This is a genomic window from Nocardiopsis alba DSM 43377, assembly GCF_000341225.1.
GTDB classification, from domain to species: domain Bacteria; phylum Actinomycetota; class Actinomycetes; order Streptosporangiales; family Streptosporangiaceae; genus Nocardiopsis; species Nocardiopsis alba.
Genome location: NZ_ANAC01000024.1, coordinates 82,596 through 106,808, shown reverse-complemented (window position 1 = coordinate 106,808; position 24,213 = coordinate 82,596). Strand labels below are relative to the sequence as shown.

The following is a 24,213-nucleotide window of genomic DNA, read 5'->3' as shown; positions in this document are numbered from 1 at the left end:
CACACATCACCGCCCCCATCAGGCCGAATGTGGACAGTGACCCTCCGTAGCGCCCGCTCGTCCGCTCTCGATCAGCGGCGGCCCCCGCCCCCGCTTCCTCCACCGCCCCCGGTGAAGCCGCCCGAGCCGCCGGAGGAGTGGAAGGAGGAGGGGTGGTGGGAGGAGAACACCCACCCCCGTCTCGGTCCGGAGCGCGCTACGGTCCCCATGGAGGAGAGGAGCCGGGCGTCCCACCAGGCCACGGAGGAAGGGTCGCGGTAGTGGAAGGGAGAGACCAGGGTTCTCCGCCGTTCTCTCGGCACCTCCCGTGTGTCGACCCCGCCCAGAGCGAGCTCGAACGAGGGAGCGAAGGCCGTGAAATCCGTCCCCCGATCCAGAACGTCCTTCCGGGCCTGGTCCAAGAGGTCCCTCAAGTGCCGACCGGCGGCGGTGAGACGGGAGAACGCCTTGCCGCGCCAGAGGCCGATCATCATGAACGGGGTCACCAGGAGGATCGGGCCGAGACCGGCCATGGCCTCGCCGGATATCGACAACTCGACCAGTTCACCGACCAGTAAGCACACGAAGACCCCCGCGAGGACGATCACGGTGACGATGAACGTCGTCCAGCGCTCGGGGTCGGTGAGCTTCATGAACCACCGCCGTTCGGCGAGCGTGGCCTTGAACAACTCTCTCCCCGCGCTCCGGTCGAGCGAGGAGACGAGTGTGTCCAGGTCGACGGTGCGCCTGTCCTCGAAGACCTTGAGGAGCAACCGCTCCTCCGCTCGGCCCCGGGCGGGCTTCGGCCCGTCGCTGCTCAGGTGGAAGAGGCGGCCACCCGGCGCTTCGGGTGCGGGCTCGGAGACCATCCGCCCCTTCTCCTCCGAGAGGGCGAGGAGGATCAGGGCGGCCCTCGAGACCCGCACCCGATCGTGGAGCATCGAGTACGCGGTCAACGGGTGCAGATCCCGGGGAAGATCGGGCATCCTCCGGCGGGCTCGCGTCTCCGCCAGGGCCCGGTACATCGGGCAGGCGATCGCCAGGACGAGCATGAGCAGGGCCAGGGAACCCGACCAGAGGGTGGGACGCCAGAAGTCGTTGAGCTCGGTCAGAACGACCGAGGTGTCCACGGCCCCCGACGGTAGGGACACGGTGACGGCCATCCCCTCGTCCTCGGTCAGGGAGGACGGGGATACGACGGCGGTCGTCCCGTCATGTTCGAACCCGTGGCAGCCACGGTCCTCTCCTTCCACCTTTCGATGGCAGGAGAGATCGCTGATCTCGGGGGCGGTGATCTCGACCGAGACGTCGTCCTTGGGGACGTCCCACTCGCTCCCGACGAAGTTCCAGTGGAACTCGTCGTGTCCTCTCCGCTCGACGATCGCGCCGACCAGGGTGTAGGAGATCTCGTAGGTCTGTTCCTTGGTGACATGGGTCTCGGGGGAGTCCTCCAGACCGATGAGCACGAGGTGTTCCCCCTCCTCCACCCCTTCGAAATCGAGGGCGGTCTCGGCGCCGGTGGGGCTCCGCACCTCCAGGTCGCGCACCTCGACGTGCCTGGAGCGCAGGGGGCCGCTTCCCAGGTCGACGGGGATGTGGCGGGAGATCCCCGCACTCGGTCGGTGTCCGAAGTCGTAGGTGATGGACTCGGTGACCTCGACCGTGCCGTCCTCACGGATCTCCGCCTCGGTGTGGTAGCGGGTGATGCCGTCCCCCATCAGGGAGTTCGCGGAGGCGGGGGCCGAAGAGGCGAGCGATGCGACCGTGAACAGGAGCGCCGTCAGCACGGAACAACGCCTTCGGAGGGTTTTCGGCATGGATCGACCATAGGGGGATGTTCCTCGCTTCGGGGTACGCCGGCCGACCGTGGCCGGCGTACCCGCGAACGGTCGGGTGCGACCCGTACAGTCGGTGGCCGTGCGGCATCATGGTCCCGCACGGTGCGGAACGCGAGTGGGGAGCGGTCATGACGGAGCGGATCGAGTGGAAACCCGCGCTGGATCACCCTGAGTTGATGGCCGAGGCGGTGCGCGCCGCTATGACCAGGTTCGACGGTTCCGCGCGGATCGCGCGGATCGACCCCGAGTCGGCGGACACGGCGACGTTCTGCGAACGCTACGGGTTGTCCCTGGACACGAGCGCCAACTGCGTGGTGCTGTCGGCCAAGCGCGGCGGAGAGGTCTCCTACGCGGCGTGCGTGGTGCCGGCCACGCGACGCGCGGACGTCAACGGGGTACTGCGCCGCCACCTGGGCGCGCGCAAGGTGTCCTTCGCCCCGATGGAGGAGGCGACCGGGGAGACCGGGATGGAGTACGGCGGCATCACCCCGTTCGGTCTGCCGAAGGAGTGGCCGCTCCTGGTGGACAAGGAGGTCCACGACACCCCGTGGGTGGTGGTGGGCAGCGGCCTGCGCCGTTCCAAGCTGCGGGTCCCGGGCCCGCTGTTGGCCGAACTGCCCGGCGCCGAGGTCCTCTCCCTGACGAAGTAGGGGGTCTCCTGGGGATCTTCCCGGGGAGCCTTGTGGAAGTCGATTTGTCGACAAAACGACCTATGGTTTGGGCGGATTTCCTGGGGTTTTCGGGCCGACCGTACCTCGAAGTGCCCGAGTGAGCGATTCTCGAGCGCACCCGTGAGGCCGATCGACGGGCCCTGTACGCCGCCCGAGCGGCGACGACACCCACCGGAAAGGGTCTCCGCCGAACCGGTCCTATTTACTGACCGATCGGTCTGTAATACTGTTCCACCAGACCCGCCAGCCGAGGAGAGGACCGCCAGGTGTCCGGAGTACTGGAGAGTTACGCCCGAGGGTCGTGGTTCACCCCCTCGGACGAGGGCACGCCCCTGGCCGACGCGAACACCGGGGAGACCGTCGCCCGGATCTCGAAGAACACCCCCGACATCGCCGGGATGATCGACTACGCGCGCTCCGTGGGCGGCCCCGCCGTGCGCGCGCTCACCTTCCACGAGCGGGCGGTCCTCCTCAAGGAGGTCGCCAAACACCTGATGGGGTACAAGGACGAGTTCTACGCCCTCTCCCACCGGACCGGCGCCACCTCTCGCGACACGATGGTCGACGTCGACGGCGGCTTCGGCACCCTCTTCGGCTTCTCCGGCAAGGGACGCCGCGAACTGCCCAACTCCACCGTCATCCTCGACGGACCCCCCGAACCCTTGAGCAAGGGCGGCACGTTCGTCGGACAGCACGTCTACACCTCCCGCCCCGGGGTGGCCCTCCAGATCAACGCCTTCAACTTCCCCGTCTGGGGCATGCTGGAGAAACTCGCCCCGGCCTTCCTCGCGGGACTGCCCAGCATCGTCAAGCCCGCCGACCAGACCGCCTACCTCACGGTCGCCGTGGTCCGACGGATCATCGAGTCCGGGCTGCTGCCCGAGGGATCCCTCCAGGTCCTCGTCGGCACCCACGAGGGGCTGCTCGACCACCTCGGTCCCCAGGACATCGTCGGCTTCACCGGCTCGGCCGCCACCGGCGCGCTCCTGCGCGAACACCCGAACGTGGTCCGCGGCGGCGTTCAGCTCAACGTGGAGGCCGACTCCCTCAACTTCTCGATGCTCGGGCCGGACGTGCGGGTCGAGGACCCCGAGTTCGACCTGTACGTGAAGCAGGTCGTCGCGGAGATGACCGTCAAGGCGGGCCAGAAGTGCACCGCCATCCGCCGCGTGCTCGTGCCCTCCGGCATGGCCGACGCCGTCATCGAAGCCCTCACCGACCGCCTGTCCAAGGTCCGTGTCGGGGCGGCCGACCATCCCGACAGCCGGATGGGCGCGCTGGTCTCCCTCGAACAGCGCGAGGCGGTACGCGAGGCGATCGGGGCTCTGGGACGCTCCGCCGAGATCGTGTTCGGAGACCCCGACCGGGTCGAGGTCATCGGGGCCGACGACGGGTCGGGCGCGTTCATGTCACCGATCCTGCTGCGCGCCGAGCCGGGCGCGCGTGAGCCGCACGAGATCGAGGCCTTCGGCCCGGTGTCCACCGTCATCACCTACGACACGGTGGCCGAGGCCGTCGAGCTGGCCGCGCTGGGCCGGGGCGGCCTGGTCGGTTCCCTGGTCACCCACGACGAGGACGTGGCCCGCGAGGTCGTCCTGGGCACCGCCCCCTGGCACGGGCGTGTCCTGGTGCTCGACCGGGACGACGCCAAGGAGTCGACCGGCCACGGGTCCCCGCTCCCCGCCCTGGTGCACGGCGGCCCCGGGCGCGCCGGCGGTGGCGAGGAGCTGGGCGGCGTGCGCGGCGTCAAGCACCACATGCAGCGCACCGCCCTCCAGGGCTCCCCGGACATGATCACCGCGATCACCGGTCAGTGGACCCCGGGCTCGCGCCGCCTGGCCGACGACGTCCACCCGTTCCGCAAGGACCTGTCCCGTCTGCGGATCGGCGACACCATCGAGTCGGCCGAACGCGCCGTGACCCGCGCCGACATCGACCACTTCGCGGAGTTCACCGGGGACACCTTCTACGCGCACACCGATGAGGAGGCCGCGGCCGCCAACCCGCTGTTCGGCGGGATCGTGGCCCACGGCTACCTGGTCGTGTCGTTGGCCGCCGGGCTGTTCGTCGATCCCGCTCCGGGCCCGGTGCTCGCCAACTTCGGCGTCGACCACCTGCGCTTCCTCACCCCGGTGAAGGAGGACGCGGTCATCAAGGTGACCCTGACCGCCAAGCAGATCACGCCGCGCACCAACGCCGACTACGGCGAGGTGCGCTGGGACGCGGTCGTCACCGATCAGAGCGGAGAGGTCGTCGCCACCTACGACGTCCTCACCCTGGTCGCCAAGGGCGAGGAGTAGTCGCCCCGCCGCGCCGGTGACCCTCCGGCCCGTCTCCCGTCGCCCCCGACCGGATCGTGGTATCCGTCGGGGGCGGCGGCGCGCCGGGAGCACGACGGAGGAGGGTACGTGTCGAGAAGAGGACACGACAGAAGGGTCCGTCCGCGGCGGACCACCGTCCTGAGGGTGACCGAGGACTTCGACGCCCCGGTGGATCGGGTGTTCGCCCTGATCGTCGACCGGTCGGCCTTCCTGGACGCGATGCCGCCGGGGGTGGGGGTCCGGGACTGGCCCGAACCCTTCGGCAGGGGCGGGATCCTCGACCTGCGCTGGGGCGCGGCCGGTCTCGCACCCGTACGGTGGACCGCCGTCATCGACGCCTACGAGGAGGGACGCACGTTCAGCGACCTCCAGGTGAGCGGCCCCTTCCGCTATTGGCGGCACACGCACACGGTCGAGCCGTTCGCGGAGGGCACCCGGCACACCGACGTCGTGGAGTTCTCCACCGGGCTCGGGCCGGTCGGCGACCTCGCGGTCGCGATCGCGATCCGCGGCGCGTTCGGCCCCCGCCTGCGTCGGATGCGCGCCGCGCTCGGGAGTGGATGAGAAAGGGCGTTCCGGCAGGGTCCGACCCCGCCGGAACGCCCGCCCGTCACAGGTGGGCGATGGCCCGCCCCGGGTCCTCCATCGCGTCGGCGACCACGCGCATGAAGCCCGCCGCCGTGCCGCCGTCGCAGACCCGGTGGTCGAAGGCGAAGGACAACTGCGTGATCTTGCGGACCGTCAACTCCCCGTCCACGACCCAGGGGCGATCGATGATCCGGCCGAGGCCGAGGATCGCCACCTGGGGATGGTTGATGATCGCGGCGCTGCCGTCCACCCGGAGCGATCCGTAGTTGTTCAGGGTGAAGGTACCGCCGGTCATCTGCTCGGAGGAGAGTCCGCCCTCACGCGCCCGTCGGGTCACCTCCCTGATCGCGGTGTCCAACTCGGCCGTGGTCATCCGGTGCGCCCCCATCACGGCCGGGGCGACCAGACCTCGTTCGGTCTGGACGGCCAGACCGAGGTTGACCCCGTCGTACTGGACCAGTTCCGAACGTTCGGCGTCCACCAGTCCGTTGAGTTCGGGGTGGGCGCGCAGCCCCGCCAGGACGAACCGGGCCACGTGGGCGAGGAGGCCGGGACCCTCCGGGTTCGCCTCGCGCAGCCGCACCAGTTCGGTGGCGTCCACGTCCACCCACACGGTGGCCTCGGGGATCTCACTGCGGCTGCGCGAGAGCGACGCGGCCATCGTCCTGCGGAAGGCGCCCATCGGCACCCTGCGGGATTCGATCAGACCGGTGCGGGCGTCGACCGCGCCCGGCTCCACCGGAGATGGGGGAGAGGGGACCGCGATCGGGGCGGACGGGGCCGGAGCGGTGTTGGCGCCGGCCGCCTCGATCGCGGAGCGTACGTCCCGACGGGTGACGAGCCCACCGGGTCCACTGCCCTGGAGGTCTCCCACGCGCAGCCCGGCCTCCCGGGCCATCTGCCTGACCAGGGGAGAGGTGACCAGAGGGACACGGCGCGTCTCCACCGAAGGACGGGCCTCGGGCACGGTCACCCTGACACGCGGACGGCGCCGACGTCCCGAAGGGCTCCCCTCGGATGTGCCGTAGCCGATGAGGACGTTGCCCGAACCCGCGCGCTCCTCCTCCCGGTAACGTTCACCGGCGGGGTCCTCGGTGGTCTCCGGCACGGCCGGGTCCGGGACCCGGGCCTCCGCGGAGGGGACCTCCGTCTCCACGGTGATGAGCGGTCGACCGACCTCCATCACCTCGCCCTCCGCGCCGTGCAGTACGCCGACCGTGCCGGCGAAGGGGGAGGGCACCTCCACGAGGGACTTGGCGGTCTCCACCTCGACGATCGGCTGGTCGAGGGCGACGGTGTCGCCGACGGCGACCAGCCAGCGGACCACCTCGGCCTCGGTCAGGCCCTCGCCGAGGTCGGGCAGGTCGAAGGTCCGTGCGGTCACTGGTCCTCCCACTGAAGGTCGTCGACGGCGTCGAGGACGCGGTCCACACCGGGCAGGTGGAACCGCTCCAGCTTGGGCGGGGGATAGGGGATGTCGAAACCGGAGACCCGGCGGACCGGGGCGGCCAGCGAGTGGAAACAGCGTTCGGTGACCCTGGCGACGATCTCCGAGGAGACGCTCGCGAACCCGGAGGCCTCGGCGATCACCACGGCACGACCGGTGGAGCGCACCGCCGCGCATACGGTCTCGTCGTCGAAGGGGACGAGGGAGCGCAGGTCCACAACCTGGAGGTCGCGTCCTTCGGCCGCCGCCGCCTCGGCCGCCTCCAGGGCGACGGGCACGGTCGGTCCGTAGGCGATGAGGGTGGCGTCGGCGCCTTCACGCCGGACGACCGCGCGGCCCAGCGGGGCGGCGGGCCGTTCCACGTCGATCTCTCCCTTGGCCCAGTAGAGCTTCTTGGGCTCCATGAGGACGACCGGGTCGGGGGAGGCGATCGACTCGCGCAGCAGGAAGTAGGCGTCCTCGGGGGTGGCGGGGGTGACCACCTTCAGGCCGGGGGTGTGGGCGTAGTAGGCCTCTGAGGAATCGCAGTGGTGTTCGACGCCGCCGATGCCGCCGGCGAAGGGGACCCGGATGACCAGGGGCACCTCCACACGGCCGCGGGTACGGTTGCGGATCTTGGCCACGTGGCTGGCGATCTGCTCGAAGGCCGGGTAGGCGAAGGCGTCGAACTGCATCTCGACCACCGGACGCAGTCCGTTCATCGCCATGCCCACGGCCATACCGACGATCCCGGACTCGGCCAGCGGGGTGTCGAAACAGCGTTCCTCGCCGAACTCGGCGGTCAGCCCGTCGGTGATGCGGAAGACACCGCCGAGCGGGCCGACGTCCTCGCCGAACACGTGGACGGTCGGGTCCTCCGCGAGGGAGTCGCGCAGCGCTCGGTTGAGGGCCTGCGCCATGGAGAGCTTCTCGGTCGCCATCGTCACAGACCCTCTCTGCTCAGTTCCTCGGCCAGGAAGGCGGCCTGCTCGGCCAGTTGGGGGGTGGGCTCGGAGAACACGTGCGCGAACAGTTCGGCGGGCTCGGGTTCGGCCCCTTCGACGACGCCCTCGCGCATGTACGCGGCGACGGCCTCGGCGGCCTCGGTGATCTCGGTCCGGCGTGCCTTGGTGAGGGCCCTCTTGCGCTTGAGGTGCTTCTCCAGGCGGGTCAGGGGGTCGCGCGCGACCCAGGGGTCGACCTCGTCCCCGCTCCGATAGCGGGTGTCGTCGTCGGCGTTGGTGTGCGCCTGGATCCGGTAGGTGTGCGCCTCGATCAGGCGGGGGCCTCCCCCCGCTCGGGCGTCCGCGACCGCCCGTTCCAGGACGGCCAGGACCGCGGCCGGGTCGTTGCCGTCCACCCGTTCGCCGGGGACCCCGTAGCCGACGCCCTTGTGCGCCAGGGAGGGGGCCGCGCTCTGTCGGGCGAGGGGGACCGAGATCGCGTACTCGTTGTTCTGCACGAAGAACACGACCGGTGCCCGGAAGACGGCGGCGAAGTTCAGGGCCTCGTGGAAATCGCCCTCACTGGTGGCGCCGTCGCCGCACAGCGCCATGACGACGGTGTCCTCTCCCTTGAGCCTGGCCGCGTGGGCGACGCCGACGGCGTGCAGGAGCTGGGTGGCCAGCGGGGTCGCCTGGGGCGCGACCTTGCGCTCGTAGGGGTCGTAGCCCGCGTGCCAGTCGCCTTGGAGGAGGGTGAGGACCTCGATCGGGTCGACTCCGCGCGCGATGACGGCGGCGGTGTCGCGGTAGGTCGGGAAGAGCCAGTCGCCGTCGGAGAGGGCGAGAGCGGCCCCGACCTGGCAGGCCTCCTGGCCGTGCGAGGAGGGATAGACGGCGAGGCGTCCCTGGCGGACGAGGGCGCCTGCCTGGTCGTTGACCCGGCGCGCCGTCACCAGGGAGCCGTACACCTCCAGAAGGCGTCGGGTGTCGGGCATGGGGAGGCCGGAGCCGTCGACCCGTGAGCCCGACTCGTCGAGCAGTCGAAGGGGTTCCTCGGAGGGGAGTAGGGCCTGATGTTCCGCCATGCTGCAACCTCCTGGGCGCGGAAGATCTGTATGCAGACATGGTGCTGTTCGCGACCATCTGTTCGCCACAAACCGGTCAAAATCGAGAAAATGTCGCAAATCGATCAGAGTTTTCGGGCCGAGTGTCCACATATGTGACCTGGGACACCACTTCGCGTGGACATGTGGCCTACACCTCACACCCGAGTGACCCTCTTCTCGACCCGACCCGGTCCGGCCTTCGGGAGGGGCACCGCGCCTCGGAGAGGTGCGGGGGCGTCGTTAGCATGGGTCGGTGCCGCGAGCGGCCTGACCTGCGAGGCGCCGCGCACATCGGACACCGCAGGGACATCAGGGGGAGACAAGACCGTGAGCGACGAGCGCGAGAACCTGAGCTATGAGCTCTTCGGCACCGCGATGCGCGAGATGGCACAGGCGATCGCCGACGACGGGTACGAGCCCGACATCATCCTGTCCATCGCCCGCGGCGGCCTGTTCGTCGCCGGCGGCCTGGGCTACGCCCTGGACGTCAAGAACCTGCACGTCATGAACGTCGAGTTCTACACGGGTGTCGGCACCACCCTGGACATGCCGGTCATGCTGCCCCCGGTCCCCAACGTGGTGGACCTGAGCAACAAGAAGGTGCTCGTCGCCGACGACGTCGCCGACACCGGCAAGACCCTCAAACTCGTGCACGACTTCTGTTCCGAGCACGTCGCCGAGGTGCGCAGCGCCGTCGTCTACGAAAAGCCCCAGTCCCTGATCAAGTGCGAGTACGTGTGGAAGCACACCGACCGCTGGATCAACTTCCCCTGGTCGGTCCTGCCCCCGGTGGTCCACCGCGAGGACCAGGTCCGCGACGCCTGACACGAACGCACCGGAGGGAGCCGGCCCCGGGCGGGGGCCGGCTCCCTCCGTATTCGGGCCGTTCAGGACCCGTCGTCGGCACCGGTCAACCGCCGACGAGGCGGGACAGCTCTACGCGGGAACGGATCCCGAGCCTGGTGTAGATGTTGCGCAAGTGGTGATCGACCGTCCGGGTGCTCAGAAAGAGCCGCGCCGCGACCTCCCGATTGGTGGCGCCGCCCGCCACATGCCGGGCGATCCGCAACTGTTGCGGGCTGAGCCGTTCCAATCCGCCCGCCTCAGGCGTCGCCGTGCCACCGCGCGCCGCCCGGAGCTCCTGTCCGGCCTGACGCGCCCACGGCCGGGCCCCCAGCCGTTCGAAGGCCTCCATCGCGGTGTACAGATGCTCACGCGCCCGCCCCGGATGGCGTGACCTGCGCAGATGGCCGCCGTACAACAACCGGGTGCGCGCCTCTTCGAAGTCGCAGTAACCGGAGGAGTGCAGTTCCAGCGCCCTCTCGAAGAACCCGGTCGCCTCCTCTCCCTCGCAGAGCAGACCCCGGCAGCGCATCACCTGGGCCCGGGCGGTGTCCTGGCCGGTCGCCTCGGCCCACCCCGCGAAGGTCTCCACCGCGCGACGCACCCGCACCTCGACCCCGCCGCGTACCGACGCCTCCACCAGGTGCGGGGTGATCAACAGCCGCACCGCCGCGTGACCGCGTCCGGGGCCGGAACGGGCCAGGGAGCGCAACCGCATCGCCGCCTCCGCCGTACGGCCGGAACCCAGATCGAGCAGGGCCAGGGCCCAGGAGGCGAGCCCCGCGGGGAGGCCGACGTCGTGTTCCCCGGCCAGCGCCAGCGCGGTCTCCGCGTGCTCCCGACAGTCGTCCTCCTCACCCCGAAGGGCGGCGACGAAGGCGAGCGCGCCCCGGTGATGGCTCGCGCAGTTGTCCTGCCCGGACCCCACCGCGCTCCGCAGCCCTTCGGCCGCGCTCTCCTCGGCCAGGGAGAGGCGTCCGAACCACATCTCCGCGTAGGTCAGGAACTCCAGGGCCTGCGGGACCAGGGCCAGAGCACCGGTCCGGCGCGCGATCGTCACGGCCCGCCCGGCCAGGGACCGGGTGCGCATGTGGTCGCCTCGGAGCAGGCCGGCGATCCCGCCCAGAACGAGCGCCTCGGGGTCCCCGATCCGCTCCGCGACCCTCTCGGCCCGTTCCAGGAGCTCGGCGCCCTCACGGTGCCGGCCCTGGAACATGGCGGCCTTCCCCGTCATGTAGTCGAGGACGAGACGATCCCAGGGCCTCGCGCGGCCGCCATCGGGCACGGCCTCGGAGACGAGGGTCCGGGCGCGTTCGACGGTGGCGAAGAAACGCTCGTGGTCACCGGACAGGCATCCGGCCTCGCCCGCCTGCAACAGGGCCCGCAGGGCCGTACCCGGATCGCTCCGTGCCAGCCGTTCGGCGGCCGGGCCGAGTCGTTGGACGGCGTCGATGGCCACCCCCGAGCGCAGGTCCATCTCGGCCCGGAGCAGGTCGGCGTGGTCCTGGACGGCGTACCCCCGGTCGCTCCGGACGGGCAGTGAGCGCACGCGTTCGAGGAGCCGCCCGGCCCGGGCCGGAGCACCGGACAGCCAGGCGGATCGGGCGGCGTCGACCAGGCGCCTCCCCCGAAGGATCGGATCGAGGCTCAGGCGGGCCGCGTGTTCGTGGAGCAGGGAGGCCGGGGCGTGGCCGTTCCGCTCTACGGCGCGGTGCGCCTCCGCGTGAAGGGAGGCCGCGACCCTCTCGTCCGGGCCGCCCCCGGCGAGCGCGCGATGCCAGAGGGCCCGGCCGGTGTCCCGGGCGTCCTCGTGCGCGCGGGCCAGGTCCAGGTGCGCGGAGCGCCGTTCGGCGGGGGAGGCGTGGTGGTAGCCGGCCGAGCGGGCCAGTGGATGGGCGAAGACCGTCCGGTCCCCCGTCTCCACGACCAGTCCGGCGCGACGCGCGGGTTCGAGGACGTCGGGGTCCGTCGACGCGGGGGCGTGCGGGTCGGCGGCGGCCCGCACCAGGGCGAGTCGGGTCTCCTCCGGAAGCCGATGGAGACGCTCGGCGAAGGCATCGGTGAGTTCACCGTGAGAGCGTGGTGGTCGTTCCAGGGCGACCGCCCCGGAACGCTGGTCGGGGGTGCTCCCCTCCAGTAGCTCGAGGGCCGCACGGGGGTTGCCCTCGGCGGCCTCGGCGAGCGCGGAGGCCACCGGTTCGGTCGGCCCGTCCTCGGCACGCCCTCCGTGCCCCGCGGCCGACTCGCGCAGCAGGCGCAGAACGGCCCGTTCCGGCAGAGGGCGCAGACGAAGGGCCGGGACGCCGGCGAGCAGCCCCGGCTCCGGACCTTCGGCACTGAGCAGGACCACCGCTCCGTCGTGGGTCAGTCTGCGGGCGGCGAAGGCCACGACCCTCCGGGAGAGCGGGTCGAGCAGGTGGAAGTCGTCGACGTGGAGCAGGAGCGGACTCTGGGCCGCGACCTCGGCGAGCAGCCCCAGGGCCGCGCCGGCCAGGGGGAGGTCGCCGCCCGGCTCTCCGGTGTCCAGGGCGCGGGTGAGGGTCTCGCGTTGGACGTGCGGCAGACGTGGGAGGTAGGGGAGCGCGGGCCTCAGGAGTTGGTGGAGCCCGGCCAGGGGGATCCGGCTCTCGCCCGGCGCCGCGCGGGCGTGGAGCACGGTGAAGTCGGGTGCCTCGGACACGGCGCGCTCCAGGAGTGCGGTCCTGCCGGAGCCGGGAGGCCCCGTCACGAGCAGGCCGCCGCTCCGTCCCGAACGGGCGGATTCGAGCAGGTGGCGGAGGGAGAGCAGTTCGTGGTCGCGCCCGTACAGGGGCGCTGTACGTGTGAGCGGGTTCACGCTGTTCACCCCCTTAAGTTACTCGTCGGTTAAAAACGAGTAAAGGGACCGGCGATTCGGCCGATGCGCGCGCCATGGTCCGCGGCGCACAATCGGGATCCCCCGCCTCCCCCACCCTCGGAGCTCATATGAGACGCCCGATCTCCCTCCTGCTCGGATTCGTCCTCGCCCTCGGAATGTCCCTCCAGGCCGCCCCCGCCGGCGCCGACTCCCACACCCCCGTCGTCTTCGTCCACGGGTTCATGGGCAAGGGCGGCCAGTGGGACGACATGCGGGCCGCCCTCGTCGACTCCGGCTACCCGGAGGACCGGCTGCACGTCTTCTCCTACGACTGGGCCCGTTCCAACACCACCATCGCGGAACGGCTCTCGGAGCGGATCGACGAGGTGCGCGGCGAGCACGGTGTCGACCGCGTGCACCTGGTGACCCACTCCATGGGCGGCCTGTCCTCGCGCTACTACATCAAGAACCTCGGCGGCACGGAGACCGTCGACCAGTGGATCTCCATCGGCGGCCCCAACAACGGGACCGACATCGCGAACCTGTGCCCATCGCCGATCACCCCTTGCGCCGAGATGAGGCACGGGTCGGACTTCCTCGCCGACCTCAACTCCGGCGACCCCACGCCCGGGCCGGTCGGGTACACGACCCTGCGTTCCCCCTGCGACATCGTCATCTCTCCCACGGAGAGCACCTCCCTGCCCGGGGCCGACAACATCCGGGTCGGGTGCGTGGAGCACATCTCGATGATGTGGAACGGCGAGGTCATCGATCACGTCCGTCGCGTCGTCGGCTGACCCGTCCCCGACATGGGACGGGGCGACGGTCCGTTCCCACGAACCGTCGCCCCGTCCTCGACCGGAGGCCTACCCCGCGGTGGCGGGGTCGGCCTCGTCCGCGTGCAGGTCCCGGCCCTCCTGGACCTTCACCAGTGAGACCGCGGCGAAGGAGATCACGGAGAGCCCGACGATGTACACGCCGATGGTCCACGAGGCGCCGAAGCTGTTCAGCAGCAGCTCGGCGATCATCGCGGCGAAGGCCCCGCCCAGGATCGCCCCGAGGGCGTAGCCGATCGAGACGCCCGAATAACGGACCTCCGCCGGGAACATCTCCGCGTACAAGGCGGACTGGGGTCCGTAGCTCAGGCCGAAGGTCAGCGTGAAGACGAAGACCCCCACGAAGTACAGGAGGACGTCGCCGGTGTCGACCAGGAACCACATCGGCACCGCCCAGGCGGCGAGCAGCACGTAGCCGATCTGGAAGGTCCGCACCCGGCCGATCCGGTCGCAGATCCATCCGCCGTACAGCGTCGAGATCAGCCAGCCGAAGGAGGCCAGGGTCGTCGCCAGCAGGACCGGGCCGCGTTCCATCCCCAGCCCCATGTCCTCGACCGGCCTCGAGGCGTAGGTGGCGAGGAAGGCGATGACGAGGTAACCCGCGGCGTTGTTGGAGACGAAGATCAGCGCGGAGAGGACGACCTCACGGGTGTTCTCGCGGAACAGGCGGCCCAGCGGGGCGGAGGACTTGGCCCGACGCGCCTGCATGTGCTTGAAGACCGGGGACTCCTCGACCGTCTTGCGGATGAGGTGGCCGACGACGATCAGCACGACGGACAGCAGGAAGGGGATGCGCCAGCCCCACTCGAGGAAGGCGTCGGTACCGATGATCGCGGTGATGACCCAGACCACGAAGGTCGCGAGGATCATGCCGCAGGGGACGCCGATCTGCGGGTAGGCGCCGAAGTAGCCCCTCTTGTGCACCGGAGCGTGTTCCACCGACATCAGGGCGGCCCCGCCCCACTCGCCGCCGGCGGAGAAGCCCTGGATGATGCGCATCAGGATCAGCAGGATCGGGGCGGCCATGCCGATCTGCGCGTAGGTGGGCAGCAGGCCGATGACGAAGGTCGCCACGCCCATCATGACGAGGGTCGCCACCAGGATCCGCTTGCGTCCGAACCGGTCGCCGAGGTGACCGGCGACGATCGCGCCGAGCGGCCGGAAGAGGAAGGAGATGCCGATGGTGGCGAAGGAGAGCACCTGGGCGACGCCCGGGCTGCTGGCGGACAGGGGTTCCAGGAAGAGCGGTGCGAGTACGAGGCCCGCGGCCTGGGCGTAGATGAAGAAGTCGTACCACTCGATGGTGGTACCGACCATCGTCCCGGCGAGGACCTTGCGCTTCTCTCTTCGGTCGAGAGGGGCACCCGGTTCGGGGGTCGTGGCGTCGGAAGTCGCCATTGCTGCTCCGTAGTTCTCTGCCGGCATGGGCCGGATCCGTCGATGGGCCACGGCAGGCGCCGTCCGCGTATTCGGGGCGTACAAGGGGAAAAACGGACGACATGCTCATGAGCCCCAGAACACCATGCCATGTGAGGCACGACACTTTCTACACCGGGGCCTTACTTTCGCAGTTGAGAACACATGTCCTTACCGAACGGTCGGTCGGAAAGTCCGGGTTCCGGCACACTCCGTGACGCCGTACCGCACCCCACCCCACGTCCTCGAAAGGACGGTGGACTACCTTGAGCACCAGTGACACGGGGTGCTTCGGACCGCACAGGGGTTCCGAGCTGAGATCACACCCGTCGAACCTGATCCGGGTAACGCCGGCGAAGGGATGTCCACTCACCCGCCCCCGGCGGTGACTCCTCTGTGCACGGCTCCCTTCTCCGCCAGACAGAAAGGGAACCGATGTCCTCCCCCGAAGCCGCACAGGCGATCCCTCTCGACCGACAGGTCGTCCTCGTCACCGGTGGAGCCCGCGGGCTGGGCTCCCATCTGGCCCGGGCCTTCCTGCGCGAAGGGGCCCGTGTGGTGATCAACCACCGGAGCAGCGCCGAGGCCGCCCGCGAACTGGCCGAGACCCACCCCGACACCGCCCTGGCGGTCCGGGCCGATGTGCGTGACCGCGACCAGGTCACCGCGATGGTGGAGGAGGCCGAGAGCCGCTTCGGCGCCCCCGTCACCACCGTCGTCAACAACGCCCTCGTCGACTTCTCCTTCAACGGCGACGCTCGACCGCACGCCGACACCTTGACGTGGCAGGACCTCGACCGGCAGTTCAGCGGGACCGTCCAGGGCGCCTTGAACACCGTGCAGGCGGCCCTCCCCGGAATGCGCCGGGCCGGGGGAGGGCGGATCGTCAACGTGGGCACCAACCTGTTCCAGCACCCGGTCGTGCCCTACCACGACTACACCGCGGCCAAGGCGGCCCTGCTCTCCCTGACCCGCACCCTCGCCCACGACCTGGGCCCCGACGGCATCACCGTCAACATGATCTCGGGCGGTCTGCTGCGCACCACCGACGCCAGCTCGGCCACCCCCGAGGAGGTGTTCGACCTGATCGCCTCCGGCACCCCGCTGCGCCGGGTCACCACCCCGGCCGAGTTCGCCGACACCGCCCTGTTCTTCGCCTCCCCCTGGGCCCGGTCGGTCACCGGACAGAACCTGGTCGTCGACGGCGGGCTGGTGATGGACTGATGTCCGAGATCGAACGTCAGGCGCACATCAACCTGTTCATCTTCGGCTCCGGCCACCACAAGGCGGCCTGGCGTCACCCCGATTCCCCCGCCGAGCGGATCGGGGACATCCACTACTACGAGGAGCTGGCCCGCACCGCCGAGCGGGGCCTCCTGGACGCGGTCTTCTTCGCCGACGGCCACGCCGCCGGCGAGGTGGCCGAAGGGCCGTGGTGGTTCCTCGAGCCCCTGACCGCACTGGCCGCGATGAGCCGGACCACGGAACGGATCGGGCTGGTCAGCACCGTCTCCAGCACCTTCTACACCCCCTTCCACGCCGCCCGCATGCTGGCCTCGCTCGACCACATCTCCGGCGGTCGGATCGGGTGGAACGTGGTCACCTCCATGTTCGACACCGAAGCGCGCAACCACGGCTACGAGAGGATGCCGGAGCACGGGGAGCGCTACGCCCGCGCCGAGGAGTTCGTGGACGTGGTGCTGCGTCTATGGGACTCCTGGGGCGAGGACGCCCTGCGCCACGACCGCGACGGCGTCTTCGCCGATCCCGAGCTGGTCCGCCCCATCGACCACCAGGGGGAGCACTTCCAGGTCGACGGCCCGTTGAACGTACCGCGCCCGCCCCAGGGTCACCCGGTGCTCTTCCAGGCGGGCGCCTCCGAGCAGGGCCGCGCGCTGGCCTCCCGTCGCGCCGAGGCGATCTACTCGGTGGCCTACGACCTCCCCAGCGCCCAGGACTACTACCGGGACGTCAAGGCGAGGATCCGGCGGGCGGGCCGCGACCCCCGTTCGGTGGCGATCATGCCGGGGCTGGTCACCTACGTGGGCTCCACCGAGGCGGAGGCCGAGGCCAAGCGGAACGAACTGGACCTGCTCCTTCCGGTGGAGGAGTCGTTGCGACAGTTGGGCCTGTTCGTGGAGCAGGACTGCTCGAACTGGAAGCTGGACGCGCCCGTCCCCGAACTCCCCCCGTTGGAGGCGTTCACCGGACCCAAGGGCCGCTACGCCACCATCCTGCGGATCATCGAGTCCGAAAGGCCCACGGTGCGCGGGCTGCTCGGACGTCTGGCCGCCGGCGGCGGGCACTGCACCATGACCGGCACCCCCGAGCAGATCGCCGACCGGATCGGCGTATGGCTGCGTGAGGAGGGCGCGGACGGCTTCAACCTCATGCCGCCGTCCCTGCCGGGAGGGATCGAGGACTTCGTGGACCACGTGATCCCCGTCCTCCAGGAACGGGGGCTGTTCCGCCGCGAGTACACGTCGGAGACCCTGCGCGGGCATCTGGGGTTGGAGCGCCCGGCCGCACCCTCGCATCGGTGACTTCGCCGGCCGGGTCCACCCACCTCGATCACGGTGGGCGGACCCGGCGGTGCCGTCGCGGTGGTCTACTCAGAGCAGGTGCCTCAGGTAGCGGCCGGTGCGGCTCTCCGAGGTGGCCGCGATCCGCTCCGGCGTCCCCTCCGCCACGATCCGACCGCCCGCGGAGCCCCCGCCCGGGCCCAGGTCGACGACGTGGTCGGCGCCGGCCACCACCCGCATGTCGTGCTCGGCCGCGACCACCGTGGCCCCGGACTCCACGAGGTCCCGGAGCCGGTCCATCAGCACGTCGGTGTCGTACGGGTGCAGCCCCGTCGTGGGTTCGTCCAATAGATAGACCGTGTCCGCCACCCGACGCCGCTGGAGTTCGCCCGCGAGCTTGATCCGCTGGGCCTCCCCGCCCGAGAGCTCGGTCGCGGACTGCCCCAGACGCAGATATCCCAGACCGACCGCGCGCAGGGTCTCCAGGGAGCGCCGCACCGCCGGCACCTCGTCGAAGAACTCCAACGCCTCCTCGACCGACATCGCCAGGACGTCGGCGATGGTGCGCCCCCGGTAGAGGACCCGCAGGGTGTCGGGGTTGTACCTGGAGCCGCCACAGGTGGGGCAGGGGGCGTAGGTGGTGGGCAGGAACAGTAGCTCCACCGAGACGAAACCCTCGCCCTCACAGGTGGGACAGCGTCCGCCCGTGACGTTGAAGGAGAAGCGACCCGCGCCGTAGCCGTACTCCTTCGCCTCGTCGGTGGCGGCGAAGAGTCTGCGCACGGTGTCGAACAGACCCGTGTAGGTGGCCAGGTTGGAGCGAGGGGTGCGACCGATGGGCTGCTGGTCGACCCACACCACGCGCCCGCGTTCCGACGCGCGTTCCTCCACCGCCGCCAGCAGGCTGGACTTGCCCGCCCCGGACACCCCGGTGACGGCGGTGAACACCCCCAAGGGGAGATCGAGGTCGACGTCGCGCAGGTTGTTGCGGTCGGCGCCGCGTAGTTCCAGCACGCCCCGGGCCTCGTGTCGAGGACGCTCGGGAACGACGTTCTCGAACAGGTAGCGCCGCGTCACCGACTCCGGCTCGTCGCGCAGACCCTCCACCGGGCCGCTGTAGAGGACACGGCCACCGTTCTCACCGGCCCCGGGGCCGACGTCGACCACCCAGTCCGCCCCGCGCACGATGTCGAGGTTGTGCTCCACCAGGCAGACGGTGTTGCCGCCGTCGCGCAGCCGTCGCAGGATGTCGGAGAGCGCCTCGCGGTCGGCCGGGTGCAGCCCCGCCGAGGGCTCGTCGAGGACGTAGACCACACCGAACAGTCCGGTGCGCAACTGGGTGGCCAGACGAATGCGCTGTAGTTCCCCGTGGGAGAGGGTGGGGGCGGGCTGGGCCACGCTCAGATAGCCCAGTCCCAGCTCCATCAAGATCTCGGCCCGGCCGGTGATGTCCCGGGTCAGGACCCCGGTGGCCCCTTCCTCGTCGTCGTTGTGAGGACGTAGCAGATCGACCAGGTCGGTCAAGGACAGACGGGCCAGTTCGGCGACGTTGTATCCCGCGAAGGTGACCCTCAGGGCCTCCCGCCGCAACCGGAGCCCTCCGCACTCGCGACAGGTGCGGTTCTCCATGAACTCGGCGGCCTTGCGTCGCCGGGCCTCGCTCGCCGAGGTGCCGTAGGCCTTGAGCACCAGTCGACGGGCGCTGGTGTACCGCCCCTGGTAGGGGCGGTGGATCCGACCGGCCTCGCGGACCGGATGGACCGTCACCACGGGTTCCTCGTCGGTGAACAGGATCCACTCCCGCTCCCGTTCGGGCAGTTCCCGCCAGGGTCGGTGGATGTCGTATCCGAGGGTGTCGAGGATGTCGCGCAGGTTCTTGCCCTGCCAGGCTCCGGGCCAGGAGGCGATCGCCCCGTCGGCGATGCTCAGGGAGGGGTCCGGGACCAGGGAGGCCTCGGTGACCTCGTGTTCGACGCCCTCGCCGTGGCAGACCGGGCAGGCCCCGACGGCCGTGTTGGGGGAGAAGGCGTCCGAGTCGAGGTGTTCGTCTCCCGGTGGGCGCTCTCCGGATCGGGACAGGAGCATCCGCAACGAGTTGGAGATCATGGTGAGCGTGCCCACCGTGGACCGGCCCGAGGGGCTCGTCCTGGGCTGGGCCAGCGCCACCGCAGGCGGCAGACCGGTGATCGACCCCACCTCCGGGTCCGGGAGTTGGCGCAGGAGCCGCCGGGCGTAGGGCGCCATGGACTCCAGGTACCGGTGCTGGGCCTCGGCGTAGAGGGTCCCGAAGGCCAGCGAGGACTTGCCCGATCCGGACACCCCGGTGAAGGCCACCATCGCGTCGCGGGGCAGCGACACGTCCACGTTCCTCAGGTTGTGGATGCGCGCCCCTCGGACACGGATGTGATCGTCGATTTCCGCCATGTTCCCAGGTCTACCCGGTTCGACCGCTCACCTCGACCGACGAGGCGCCGCGCCCCCATCGACCTTTCTTGATCAGTGACCTACTATCTCTTGTTCAGCAACCAATAAGGGGCAGAACATGGATCAGAGGGTCGTGATCGTCGGGGCGGGTCCGGTGGGCCTGTGGCTGGCCGCGGAACTGAGGTACGGCGGGGTCGAGGTGACGGTCCTGGAGCGGCGCACGGAACGGAACGCGAACTCCCGGGCACTGACCGTCCACGCGCGCACACTCGAACTGTTCGACTCCCGAGGGGTGCTCGACCCCTTGCTGGCGGAGGGCACCCGGATACCGAACGGGCACTTCGCCGTACTCGACAGCCGACTCGACTTCCGCGGGCTCGACTCGCCCCATCCGTTCACCGTGGCGATCCCCCAGGAGCGCACCGAGCGGATCCTGGAGGAGCACGCCCGAGGGAGGGGCGCCGATGTCCGCCGCGGGGTCACGGTGTCCGGTCTGGAGTTCGGCGAGGACCAGGTGCGCGTTCTGACCGAGGACGGGGAGAGGATCGACGCGCCGTGGGTCGTCGGGTGCGACGGCACCCGCGGCATCGTGCGCACGGCGGCGGGCATCGACTTCCCGGGAACCTCCTCGACCTGCCTCGGATGGTTGGCCGACGTCCGCGTCGCGGAACGGCCCGACCCTCCGATCGTCGACGCCTGGAACGACGAGGGACAGGTCCTCGGGGTGCCCCTGTCGGAGGACCTCTACAGATTCGTGGGCATCGCGCGCGAGGACGTGCGCGAGGACCGACCGGGCGAACCGACCTTGGAGGAGGTACGGCGCAAGATCACCGCGGTCACCGGACGGGACTGGGGCGCGCACTCACCGGTCTGGCTCTCCCGGTACGGGAACGCCGCACGGATCGCCGAGCGCTATCGCTCGGGCCGGGTCCTGCTCGCCGGGGACGCCGCCCACCGGCACATGCCCGCCGGCGGTGTCGGGATGAACGTGGGGATCCAGGACGCGGCGAACCTGGGCTGGCGACTCGCCTCGACCGCCCTGGGGACGGCCCCCGAGGGCCTACTGGACGGCTACCACGACGAACGCCACCCCGTGGGCGTCGATCTGCTGCGCGCCACGCAGGCCCAGACCGCTCTGCTCACGGACTTCTCCCCGGACGGGCGGAGACTTCGGGAGTTGATGAGCGAGCTGATCTCGGAGGTCCCCGCCCTCGCCGACGACCTCGCCCGACGCCTCTCCGGACTGAAGGTCCGCTACCCGGCCCCGCCGGACGCGCACCCGCTCGTGGGGACGAGGGCCCCGGATCTCCCGCTCGCGGACTCCGGCGGGCTGTTCACGGCCATGCGATCCGGCGGGTTCGTCCTGCTCGACCTCACGGGCGGGCTCAAAGCCCCGGGCCTGCCCGCCCACCGGGTCGCCTCGATCGAGGGCCGCCGAGAGTGGACGAACGTCGACGCGGCGCTCGTACGTCCGGACGGACACGTGGCCTGGGCGGGCGACGCCTCCGGTGTTCCGGCGGCCCTGAGAGCGGTGGGGATCGGCGCGACCAGGGCCGAGGCCGGCGGATGACGTAGGCTTTCGGGTCATGGTGAGGGATCGTCGGGCCGAGATCGTCCGGGCAGCGTTGGAGTTGTTGGACGAGAAGGGGCTGGAGGCGGTCAGCCTTCGCGCCGTCGCCGACCGGCTCGGGGTACGGATGAACACCGTCTCGTGGCACGTCAAGACCAAGGCCGGGTTGCGCGACCTCATGGCGGACGCGATCCTCGCCGAGATCCGGCTCGACGACCTGCCCTCTCCTGGGGAGGAGGCGGTGCGCGCACTGCTCCGCCGCTACCGGGGGGCCATGCTCGCCCATCGTGACGGCGGACGGGTCGTGGCCGGAACGTTCACCGCCGAACCGGCCACCCTGCGCTACGCCGACCGGCTCGTCGGCGCCCTGCTGGAGGGCGGTCTCGACGAGCGGGCCGCGGGTTGGACCGCCTGGACGCTGATCTACTTCGCCCTCGGTCTGGTCCAGGAGGAGCAGGGCGCGGAGCGTGAGCAGGGCTCCCTCTCCGACCGTCTGGCCTCGGCGTTGGACGTCCGGGCCCATCCCGCGTTGGTGCGCGTCTTCCCGCACCTGACCGAAGGATCGTTCGAGGAGCGGTTCGAATACGGGATGGACCGCGTGCTCTCGTCCCTCGCCTGACCTCGACCCTCAGGAGTCGGCGGGGCGGCGCAGGCCCAGGCGACCGCGGGTGGCCAGGGTGAGGACCACCGCGACGAGGAGCACCGCGGAGACCTCGAACAGACCGGCCGGGTCGCCGACGAGCATGCCCTTGAGTCCGGCGACGACGTTGACCGCGGCGTGGGCGACCACGGCGGCGAGCACCCCGCCCCGGGCGGAGTTGAAGACGTGGCCGAGGACGACGGTGAGACCGACGCAGAGCAGGGCGTAGGCGGGGAAGTACACCTCGGACTGGATCGTGCCGGCCACCTCGAACAGCGGGGCGTGCCACACGGCCCAGATCGCGCCGAGGACGACATTGGCGGCGAGCGGGGGAAGTGATCCCTGGAGACGGGGCAGCGCGAACCCTCGCCACCCCAGCTCCTCGTTGCCGCCGCCGACCAACGCGATGAGCAGGAACTGGACGGGCACCGTCATCAGCGCCGCCTTCAGGGCCTCCTCCTCGACCGAGGCCGTCCCCAGGTACACGGGGAGCGCGGCCGACCCCGCGATGGCCAGGACGACGAGCGCCATGATCGCGTAGGGGGCGATGCCTCCCCTGTGTCGGAGCGAGTGGCGCCGGAAGAGCGCGCCCACCCCGGCACGTCCCTTCGTGGCGGCGGTGACGAGGATCGCGGCCACCATCGGGCCGAAGCCGCCGACCAGGACGGCCGGGGTCGGATCACCGCCGTCGAGGAGGCGGGGGCCCAGCCACCAGGCGGTCCAGGAGAAGGCGAAGGAGATCACCAGGAAGGCGGTGAGGCCTCGGGGGTCGACGGCCGTCGTCCGTGACGGGTCGGGGGAGTGGGCGGGAGCGGGGGAAACGGGGTGCGTGGAGGGGGTCTCGGTAACCATGCCGAGAAACATACACTGTTGGAGAGAAACCTACAACGTATGATTACTTGTATGCTGTCGGACATGGACGAAACAGGCTCCGACCGGCACGTCGACAGCGTCTTCCACCGCCCACAACGGCGCCGCAGGTCGAAACCGGCCCTCAGCAGGGAACGCATCGTCACCGCGACCATCGCGTTGCTCGACCGGGAGGGGGCCTCGGCGCTGACCATGCGCAAGGTCGCCGCCGAACTCGGGGTGCACGCGACGAGCCTCTACTGGCATGTGGACCGCCGAGAGGATCTCGTGGACCTGGCCGTGGACGAGATCCTCGCCGAGGCCGCCTCCCGGCTCCCCTCCGCCGACCTGCCCTGGGACGTCGCCCTCAAGGAGACGGCCCAACGCTTCTATTCGGCCCTGACCGCGCACACCTGGGCCGCCGAGTTCGCCGGGTCCCGTCCCCTCGTCGGACCGAACGCCGTCGCCCTGTCGAGGCGGATCATCGAGGCCCTCGCCGCGCTCGGCGGGGAGGAGGAGAAGCGGGCGGTCGCGATCCGGGCGGTGTCGAACCAGCTCCTCGGCGCCGCCACGTCCGCCGTCGCCATGCGTGTGGCCAGATCCGGCGGAGCGGGGGAGCACGAGGAGGCCGTCGCCTCGGCGGTCTCGGAGGCGGACGCCCTGGCCGTGGAGAACACCTATTTCGACCAGGTACTGGACCTGATCGTGCTGGGCATCAAGGCCCGCCACGACGCCTGACCCGAGCGCGGGGCGGCGGGCCCCGCTCCGGAACACGACCGAGGGCCCACCGAACGGATCGGTGGGCCCTCGTGACGTTCATGCCGGCCGGTCAGTCCCGGCGATCGCCCTCGGTCTCCTCGGGACGATCCTCGGGGGCGTTCGGGGTGTCGGTGTCCTCGTCGGGGCGGTTCTCGTAGGGCTTCGTCTTCAGACGCACGCCGACCTCCTTCTCGGCTCTCCCACCAACGTAGGAACGTCCGGGAACGACACCAAGCCCCTGACCGGACCCGGCCGGAAACGGGGAACCGCGTGGCCGATGGTCCTCATGAGGCCCCGCGGCCGTCGAGGGCCGGGGCCGTTGAGCGGGACGGTGGGATCAGCCCGTGTAGGAGGGCTCCCGCTCGATCGGTTCGGACGGCGCCGCCTCGGGGAACTCCGGACTCGGTTCCTCGACGGAGGGATCCTCCGGCTCGAAGGTGGGGTCGTCGGGGGCCGGGGTCGGGACCTCGGGGGCCGGGGTCGGGACCTCCGGCCCCTCCGTGGTGGAGACCGCCGGAACATCCGGGGCGCCCTCCGAGGCGAACGCCGGGGCGGCGCCGAGGAAGGCCACCGCCAAGGCGGCGACGATGAGCGTTCGGGACTTCACTCGCATGATCGACCTCTGGTCTTGTGGGTGTCCGCTCG

At 70.7% G+C, this 24,213-nt stretch carries 19 protein-coding genes and 1 riboswitch; of the genes, 10 read left to right on the top strand and 9 right to left on the bottom strand.

The features are described from left to right. Window positions 1-71: 71 nt before the first annotated feature. The gene (locus D451_RS0122835) at window positions 72-1,796 is read right to left on the bottom strand and encodes a DUF2207 domain-containing protein (protein WP_241463371.1); all 1,725 of its coding nucleotides are present in this window, start codon (window positions 1,794-1,796) and stop codon (window positions 72-74) included. A 149-nt stretch (window positions 1,797-1,945) separates the two neighbouring features. Between D451_RS0122835 and D451_RS0122830 the strand changes: the two genes are divergently transcribed. The 3 genes from D451_RS0122830 to D451_RS0122820 all read left to right on the top strand — a co-directional run bounded on the left by D451_RS0122830 (window position 1,946) and on the right by D451_RS0122820 (window position 5,373). After that, the gene (locus tag D451_RS0122830; RefSeq protein WP_026125286.1) at window positions 1,946-2,467 is read left to right on the top strand and encodes a YbaK/EbsC family protein; all 522 of its coding nucleotides are present in this window, start codon (window positions 1,946-1,948) and stop codon (window positions 2,465-2,467) included. 287 nt (window positions 2,468-2,754) lie between these two features. Continuing rightward, the gene (gene paaZ / locus D451_RS0122825; protein WP_017536114.1) at window positions 2,755-4,788 is read left to right on the top strand and encodes a phenylacetic acid degradation bifunctional protein PaaZ; all 2,034 of its coding nucleotides are present in this window, start codon (window positions 2,755-2,757) and stop codon (window positions 4,786-4,788) included. A 108-nt stretch (window positions 4,789-4,896) separates the two neighbouring features. Then, window positions 4,897-5,373 (top strand): SRPBCC family protein, encoded by a 477-nt coding sequence (locus tag D451_RS0122820; RefSeq protein WP_014908164.1) that lies wholly within the window; start codon window positions 4,897-4,899, stop codon window positions 5,371-5,373. 46 nt (window positions 5,374-5,419) lie between these two features. On the opposite strand, the gene D451_RS0122815 is transcribed toward D451_RS0122820, so the two are convergent. Genes D451_RS0122815 through pdhA form a run of 3 tightly spaced genes read right to left on the bottom strand, consistent with a single transcriptional unit; the run spans window position 5,420 to window position 8,852 of the window. After that, complete coding sequence (locus tag D451_RS0122815) at window positions 5,420-6,781, bottom strand: dihydrolipoamide acetyltransferase family protein (protein WP_017536112.1); 1,362 nt, start codon at window positions 6,779-6,781, stop codon at window positions 5,420-5,422. Beyond that, a complete protein-coding gene (locus tag D451_RS0122810) occupies window positions 6,778-7,764 on the bottom strand; it encodes an alpha-ketoacid dehydrogenase subunit beta (RefSeq protein WP_026125285.1) in 987 nt (328 codons plus the stop codon). Before D451_RS0122810 ends, D451_RS0122815 begins: the two co-directional genes overlap by 4 nt. A 2-nt stretch (window positions 7,765-7,766) precedes the next feature. Next, a complete protein-coding gene (pdhA, locus tag D451_RS0122805) occupies window positions 7,767-8,852 on the bottom strand; it encodes a pyruvate dehydrogenase (acetyl-transferring) E1 component subunit alpha (protein ID WP_014913225.1) in 1,086 nt (361 codons plus the stop codon). A gap of 348 nt (window positions 8,853-9,200) precedes the next feature. Here pdhA and D451_RS0122800 point away from each other — a divergent pair, with 348 nt between their 5' ends. Then, entirely contained in the window at window positions 9,201-9,698 is a 498-nt protein-coding gene (locus D451_RS0122800; protein ID WP_017536110.1) for a phosphoribosyltransferase, read from the top strand. A gap of 85 nt (window positions 9,699-9,783) precedes the next feature. Here the strand turns inward: D451_RS0122800 and D451_RS0122795 are convergent, their stop codons facing one another. Continuing rightward, window positions 9,784-12,561, bottom strand: a complete 2,778-nt coding sequence (locus tag D451_RS0122795; protein WP_017536109.1) for an AAA family ATPase — start codon at window positions 12,559-12,561, stop codon at window positions 9,784-9,786. A 119-nt stretch (window positions 12,562-12,680) separates the two neighbouring features. Between D451_RS0122795 and D451_RS0122790 the strand changes: the two genes are divergently transcribed. Beyond that, window positions 12,681-13,349, top strand: coding sequence for an esterase/lipase family protein (locus tag D451_RS0122790; RefSeq protein ID WP_014911450.1), 669 nt, complete (start codon window positions 12,681-12,683; stop codon window positions 13,347-13,349). A 69-nt stretch (window positions 13,350-13,418) separates the two neighbouring features. Here D451_RS0122790 and D451_RS0122785 read toward each other — a convergent pair whose 3' ends face one another. Continuing rightward, window positions 13,419-14,786, bottom strand: a complete 1,368-nt coding sequence (locus tag D451_RS0122785; RefSeq protein WP_014909649.1) for an MFS transporter — start codon at window positions 14,784-14,786, stop codon at window positions 13,419-13,421. A gap of 290 nt (window positions 14,787-15,076) precedes the next feature. Beyond that, a riboswitch (TPP riboswitch) is annotated at window positions 15,077-15,183 on the top strand. Between the two features lie 56 nt (window positions 15,184-15,239). Between D451_RS0122785 and D451_RS0122780 the strand changes: the two genes are divergently transcribed. Together D451_RS0122780 and D451_RS0122775 are read left to right on the top strand one after the other, a co-directional pair. Continuing rightward, on the top strand, window positions 15,240-16,028 hold the full coding sequence (locus D451_RS0122780; RefSeq protein WP_017536108.1) for a 3-oxoacyl-ACP reductase: 789 nt from the start codon (window positions 15,240-15,242) through the stop codon (window positions 16,026-16,028). Continuing rightward, window positions 16,028-17,347, top strand: a complete 1,320-nt coding sequence (locus D451_RS0122775; RefSeq protein ID WP_017536107.1) for an LLM class flavin-dependent oxidoreductase — start codon at window positions 16,028-16,030, stop codon at window positions 17,345-17,347. Before D451_RS0122780 ends, D451_RS0122775 begins: the two co-directional genes overlap by 1 nt. A 69-nt stretch (window positions 17,348-17,416) precedes the next feature. Here the strand turns inward: D451_RS0122775 and D451_RS0122770 are convergent, their stop codons facing one another. Beyond that, window positions 17,417-19,750, bottom strand: coding sequence for an ATP-binding cassette domain-containing protein (locus D451_RS0122770; protein WP_017536106.1), 2,334 nt, complete (start codon window positions 19,748-19,750; stop codon window positions 17,417-17,419). Window positions 19,751-19,868: 118 nt separating this feature from the next. On the opposite strand from D451_RS0122770, the gene D451_RS0122765 reads away from it, so the two are divergent. Continuing rightward, on the top strand, window positions 19,869-21,320 hold the full coding sequence (locus D451_RS0122765) for an FAD-dependent monooxygenase (RefSeq protein ID WP_017536105.1): 1,452 nt from the start codon (window positions 19,869-19,871) through the stop codon (window positions 21,318-21,320). Between the two features lie 16 nt (window positions 21,321-21,336). Further along, window positions 21,337-21,939, top strand: a complete 603-nt coding sequence (locus tag D451_RS0122760; RefSeq protein WP_017536104.1) for a TetR/AcrR family transcriptional regulator C-terminal domain-containing protein — start codon at window positions 21,337-21,339, stop codon at window positions 21,937-21,939. Window positions 21,940-21,948: 9 nt separating this feature from the next. Here D451_RS0122760 and D451_RS0122755 read toward each other — a convergent pair whose 3' ends face one another. Next, complete coding sequence (locus tag D451_RS0122755; protein ID WP_017536103.1) at window positions 21,949-22,824, bottom strand: CPBP family intramembrane glutamic endopeptidase; 876 nt, start codon at window positions 22,822-22,824, stop codon at window positions 21,949-21,951. A 39-nt stretch (window positions 22,825-22,863) separates the two neighbouring features. Here D451_RS0122755 and D451_RS0122750 point away from each other — a divergent pair, with 39 nt between their 5' ends. Next, complete coding sequence (locus tag D451_RS0122750) at window positions 22,864-23,547, top strand: TetR family transcriptional regulator (RefSeq protein ID WP_017536102.1); 684 nt, start codon at window positions 22,864-22,866, stop codon at window positions 23,545-23,547. Between the two features lie 358 nt (window positions 23,548-23,905). On the opposite strand, the gene D451_RS28120 is transcribed toward D451_RS0122750, so the two are convergent. Further along, window positions 23,906-24,181 carry a hypothetical protein gene (locus D451_RS28120; protein WP_161628231.1) on the bottom strand — a complete coding sequence of 92 codons (276 nt, stop codon included), beginning with the start codon at window positions 24,179-24,181 and terminating at the stop codon, window positions 23,906-23,908. Window positions 24,182-24,213 lie beyond the last annotated feature (32 nt).

Coding starts and splice junctions, on each gene's coding strand:
- D451_RS0122780 (WP_017536108.1), top strand. CDS start 15,240: ATGTCCTCCCCCGAAGCCGCACAGGCGATCCCTCTCGACCGACAGGTC.
- D451_RS0122765 (WP_017536105.1), top strand. CDS start 19,869: ATGGATCAGAGGGTCGTGATCGTCGGGGCGGGTCCGGTGGGCCTGTGG.
- D451_RS0122755 (WP_017536103.1), bottom strand. CDS start 22,824: ATGTTTCTCGGCATGGTTACCGAGACCCCCTCCACGCACCCCGTTTCC.
- D451_RS0122750 (WP_017536102.1), top strand. CDS start 22,864: ATGCTGTCGGACATGGACGAAACAGGCTCCGACCGGCACGTCGACAGC.
- D451_RS28120 (WP_161628231.1), bottom strand. CDS start 24,181: ATGCGAGTGAAGTCCCGAACGCTCATCGTCGCCGCCTTGGCGGTGGCC.
- D451_RS0122775 (WP_017536107.1), top strand. CDS start 16,028: ATGTCCGAGATCGAACGTCAGGCGCACATCAACCTGTTCATCTTCGGC.
- D451_RS0122760 (WP_017536104.1), top strand. CDS start 21,337: ATGGTGAGGGATCGTCGGGCCGAGATCGTCCGGGCAGCGTTGGAGTTG.
- D451_RS0122830 (WP_026125286.1), top strand. CDS start 1,946: ATGACGGAGCGGATCGAGTGGAAACCCGCGCTGGATCACCCTGAGTTG.
- pdhA (WP_014913225.1), bottom strand. CDS start 8,852: ATGGCGGAACATCAGGCCCTACTCCCCTCCGAGGAACCCCTTCGACTG.
- D451_RS0122770 (WP_017536106.1), bottom strand. CDS start 19,750: ATGGCGGAAATCGACGATCACATCCGTGTCCGAGGGGCGCGCATCCAC.
- D451_RS0122785 (WP_014909649.1), bottom strand. CDS start 14,786: ATGGCGACTTCCGACGCCACGACCCCCGAACCGGGTGCCCCTCTCGAC.
- D451_RS0122835 (WP_241463371.1), bottom strand. CDS start 1,796: ATGCCGAAAACCCTCCGAAGGCGTTGTTCCGTGCTGACGGCGCTCCTG.
- D451_RS0122790 (WP_014911450.1), top strand. CDS start 12,681: ATGAGACGCCCGATCTCCCTCCTGCTCGGATTCGTCCTCGCCCTCGGA.
- D451_RS0122810 (WP_026125285.1), bottom strand. CDS start 7,764: ATGGCGACCGAGAAGCTCTCCATGGCGCAGGCCCTCAACCGAGCGCTG.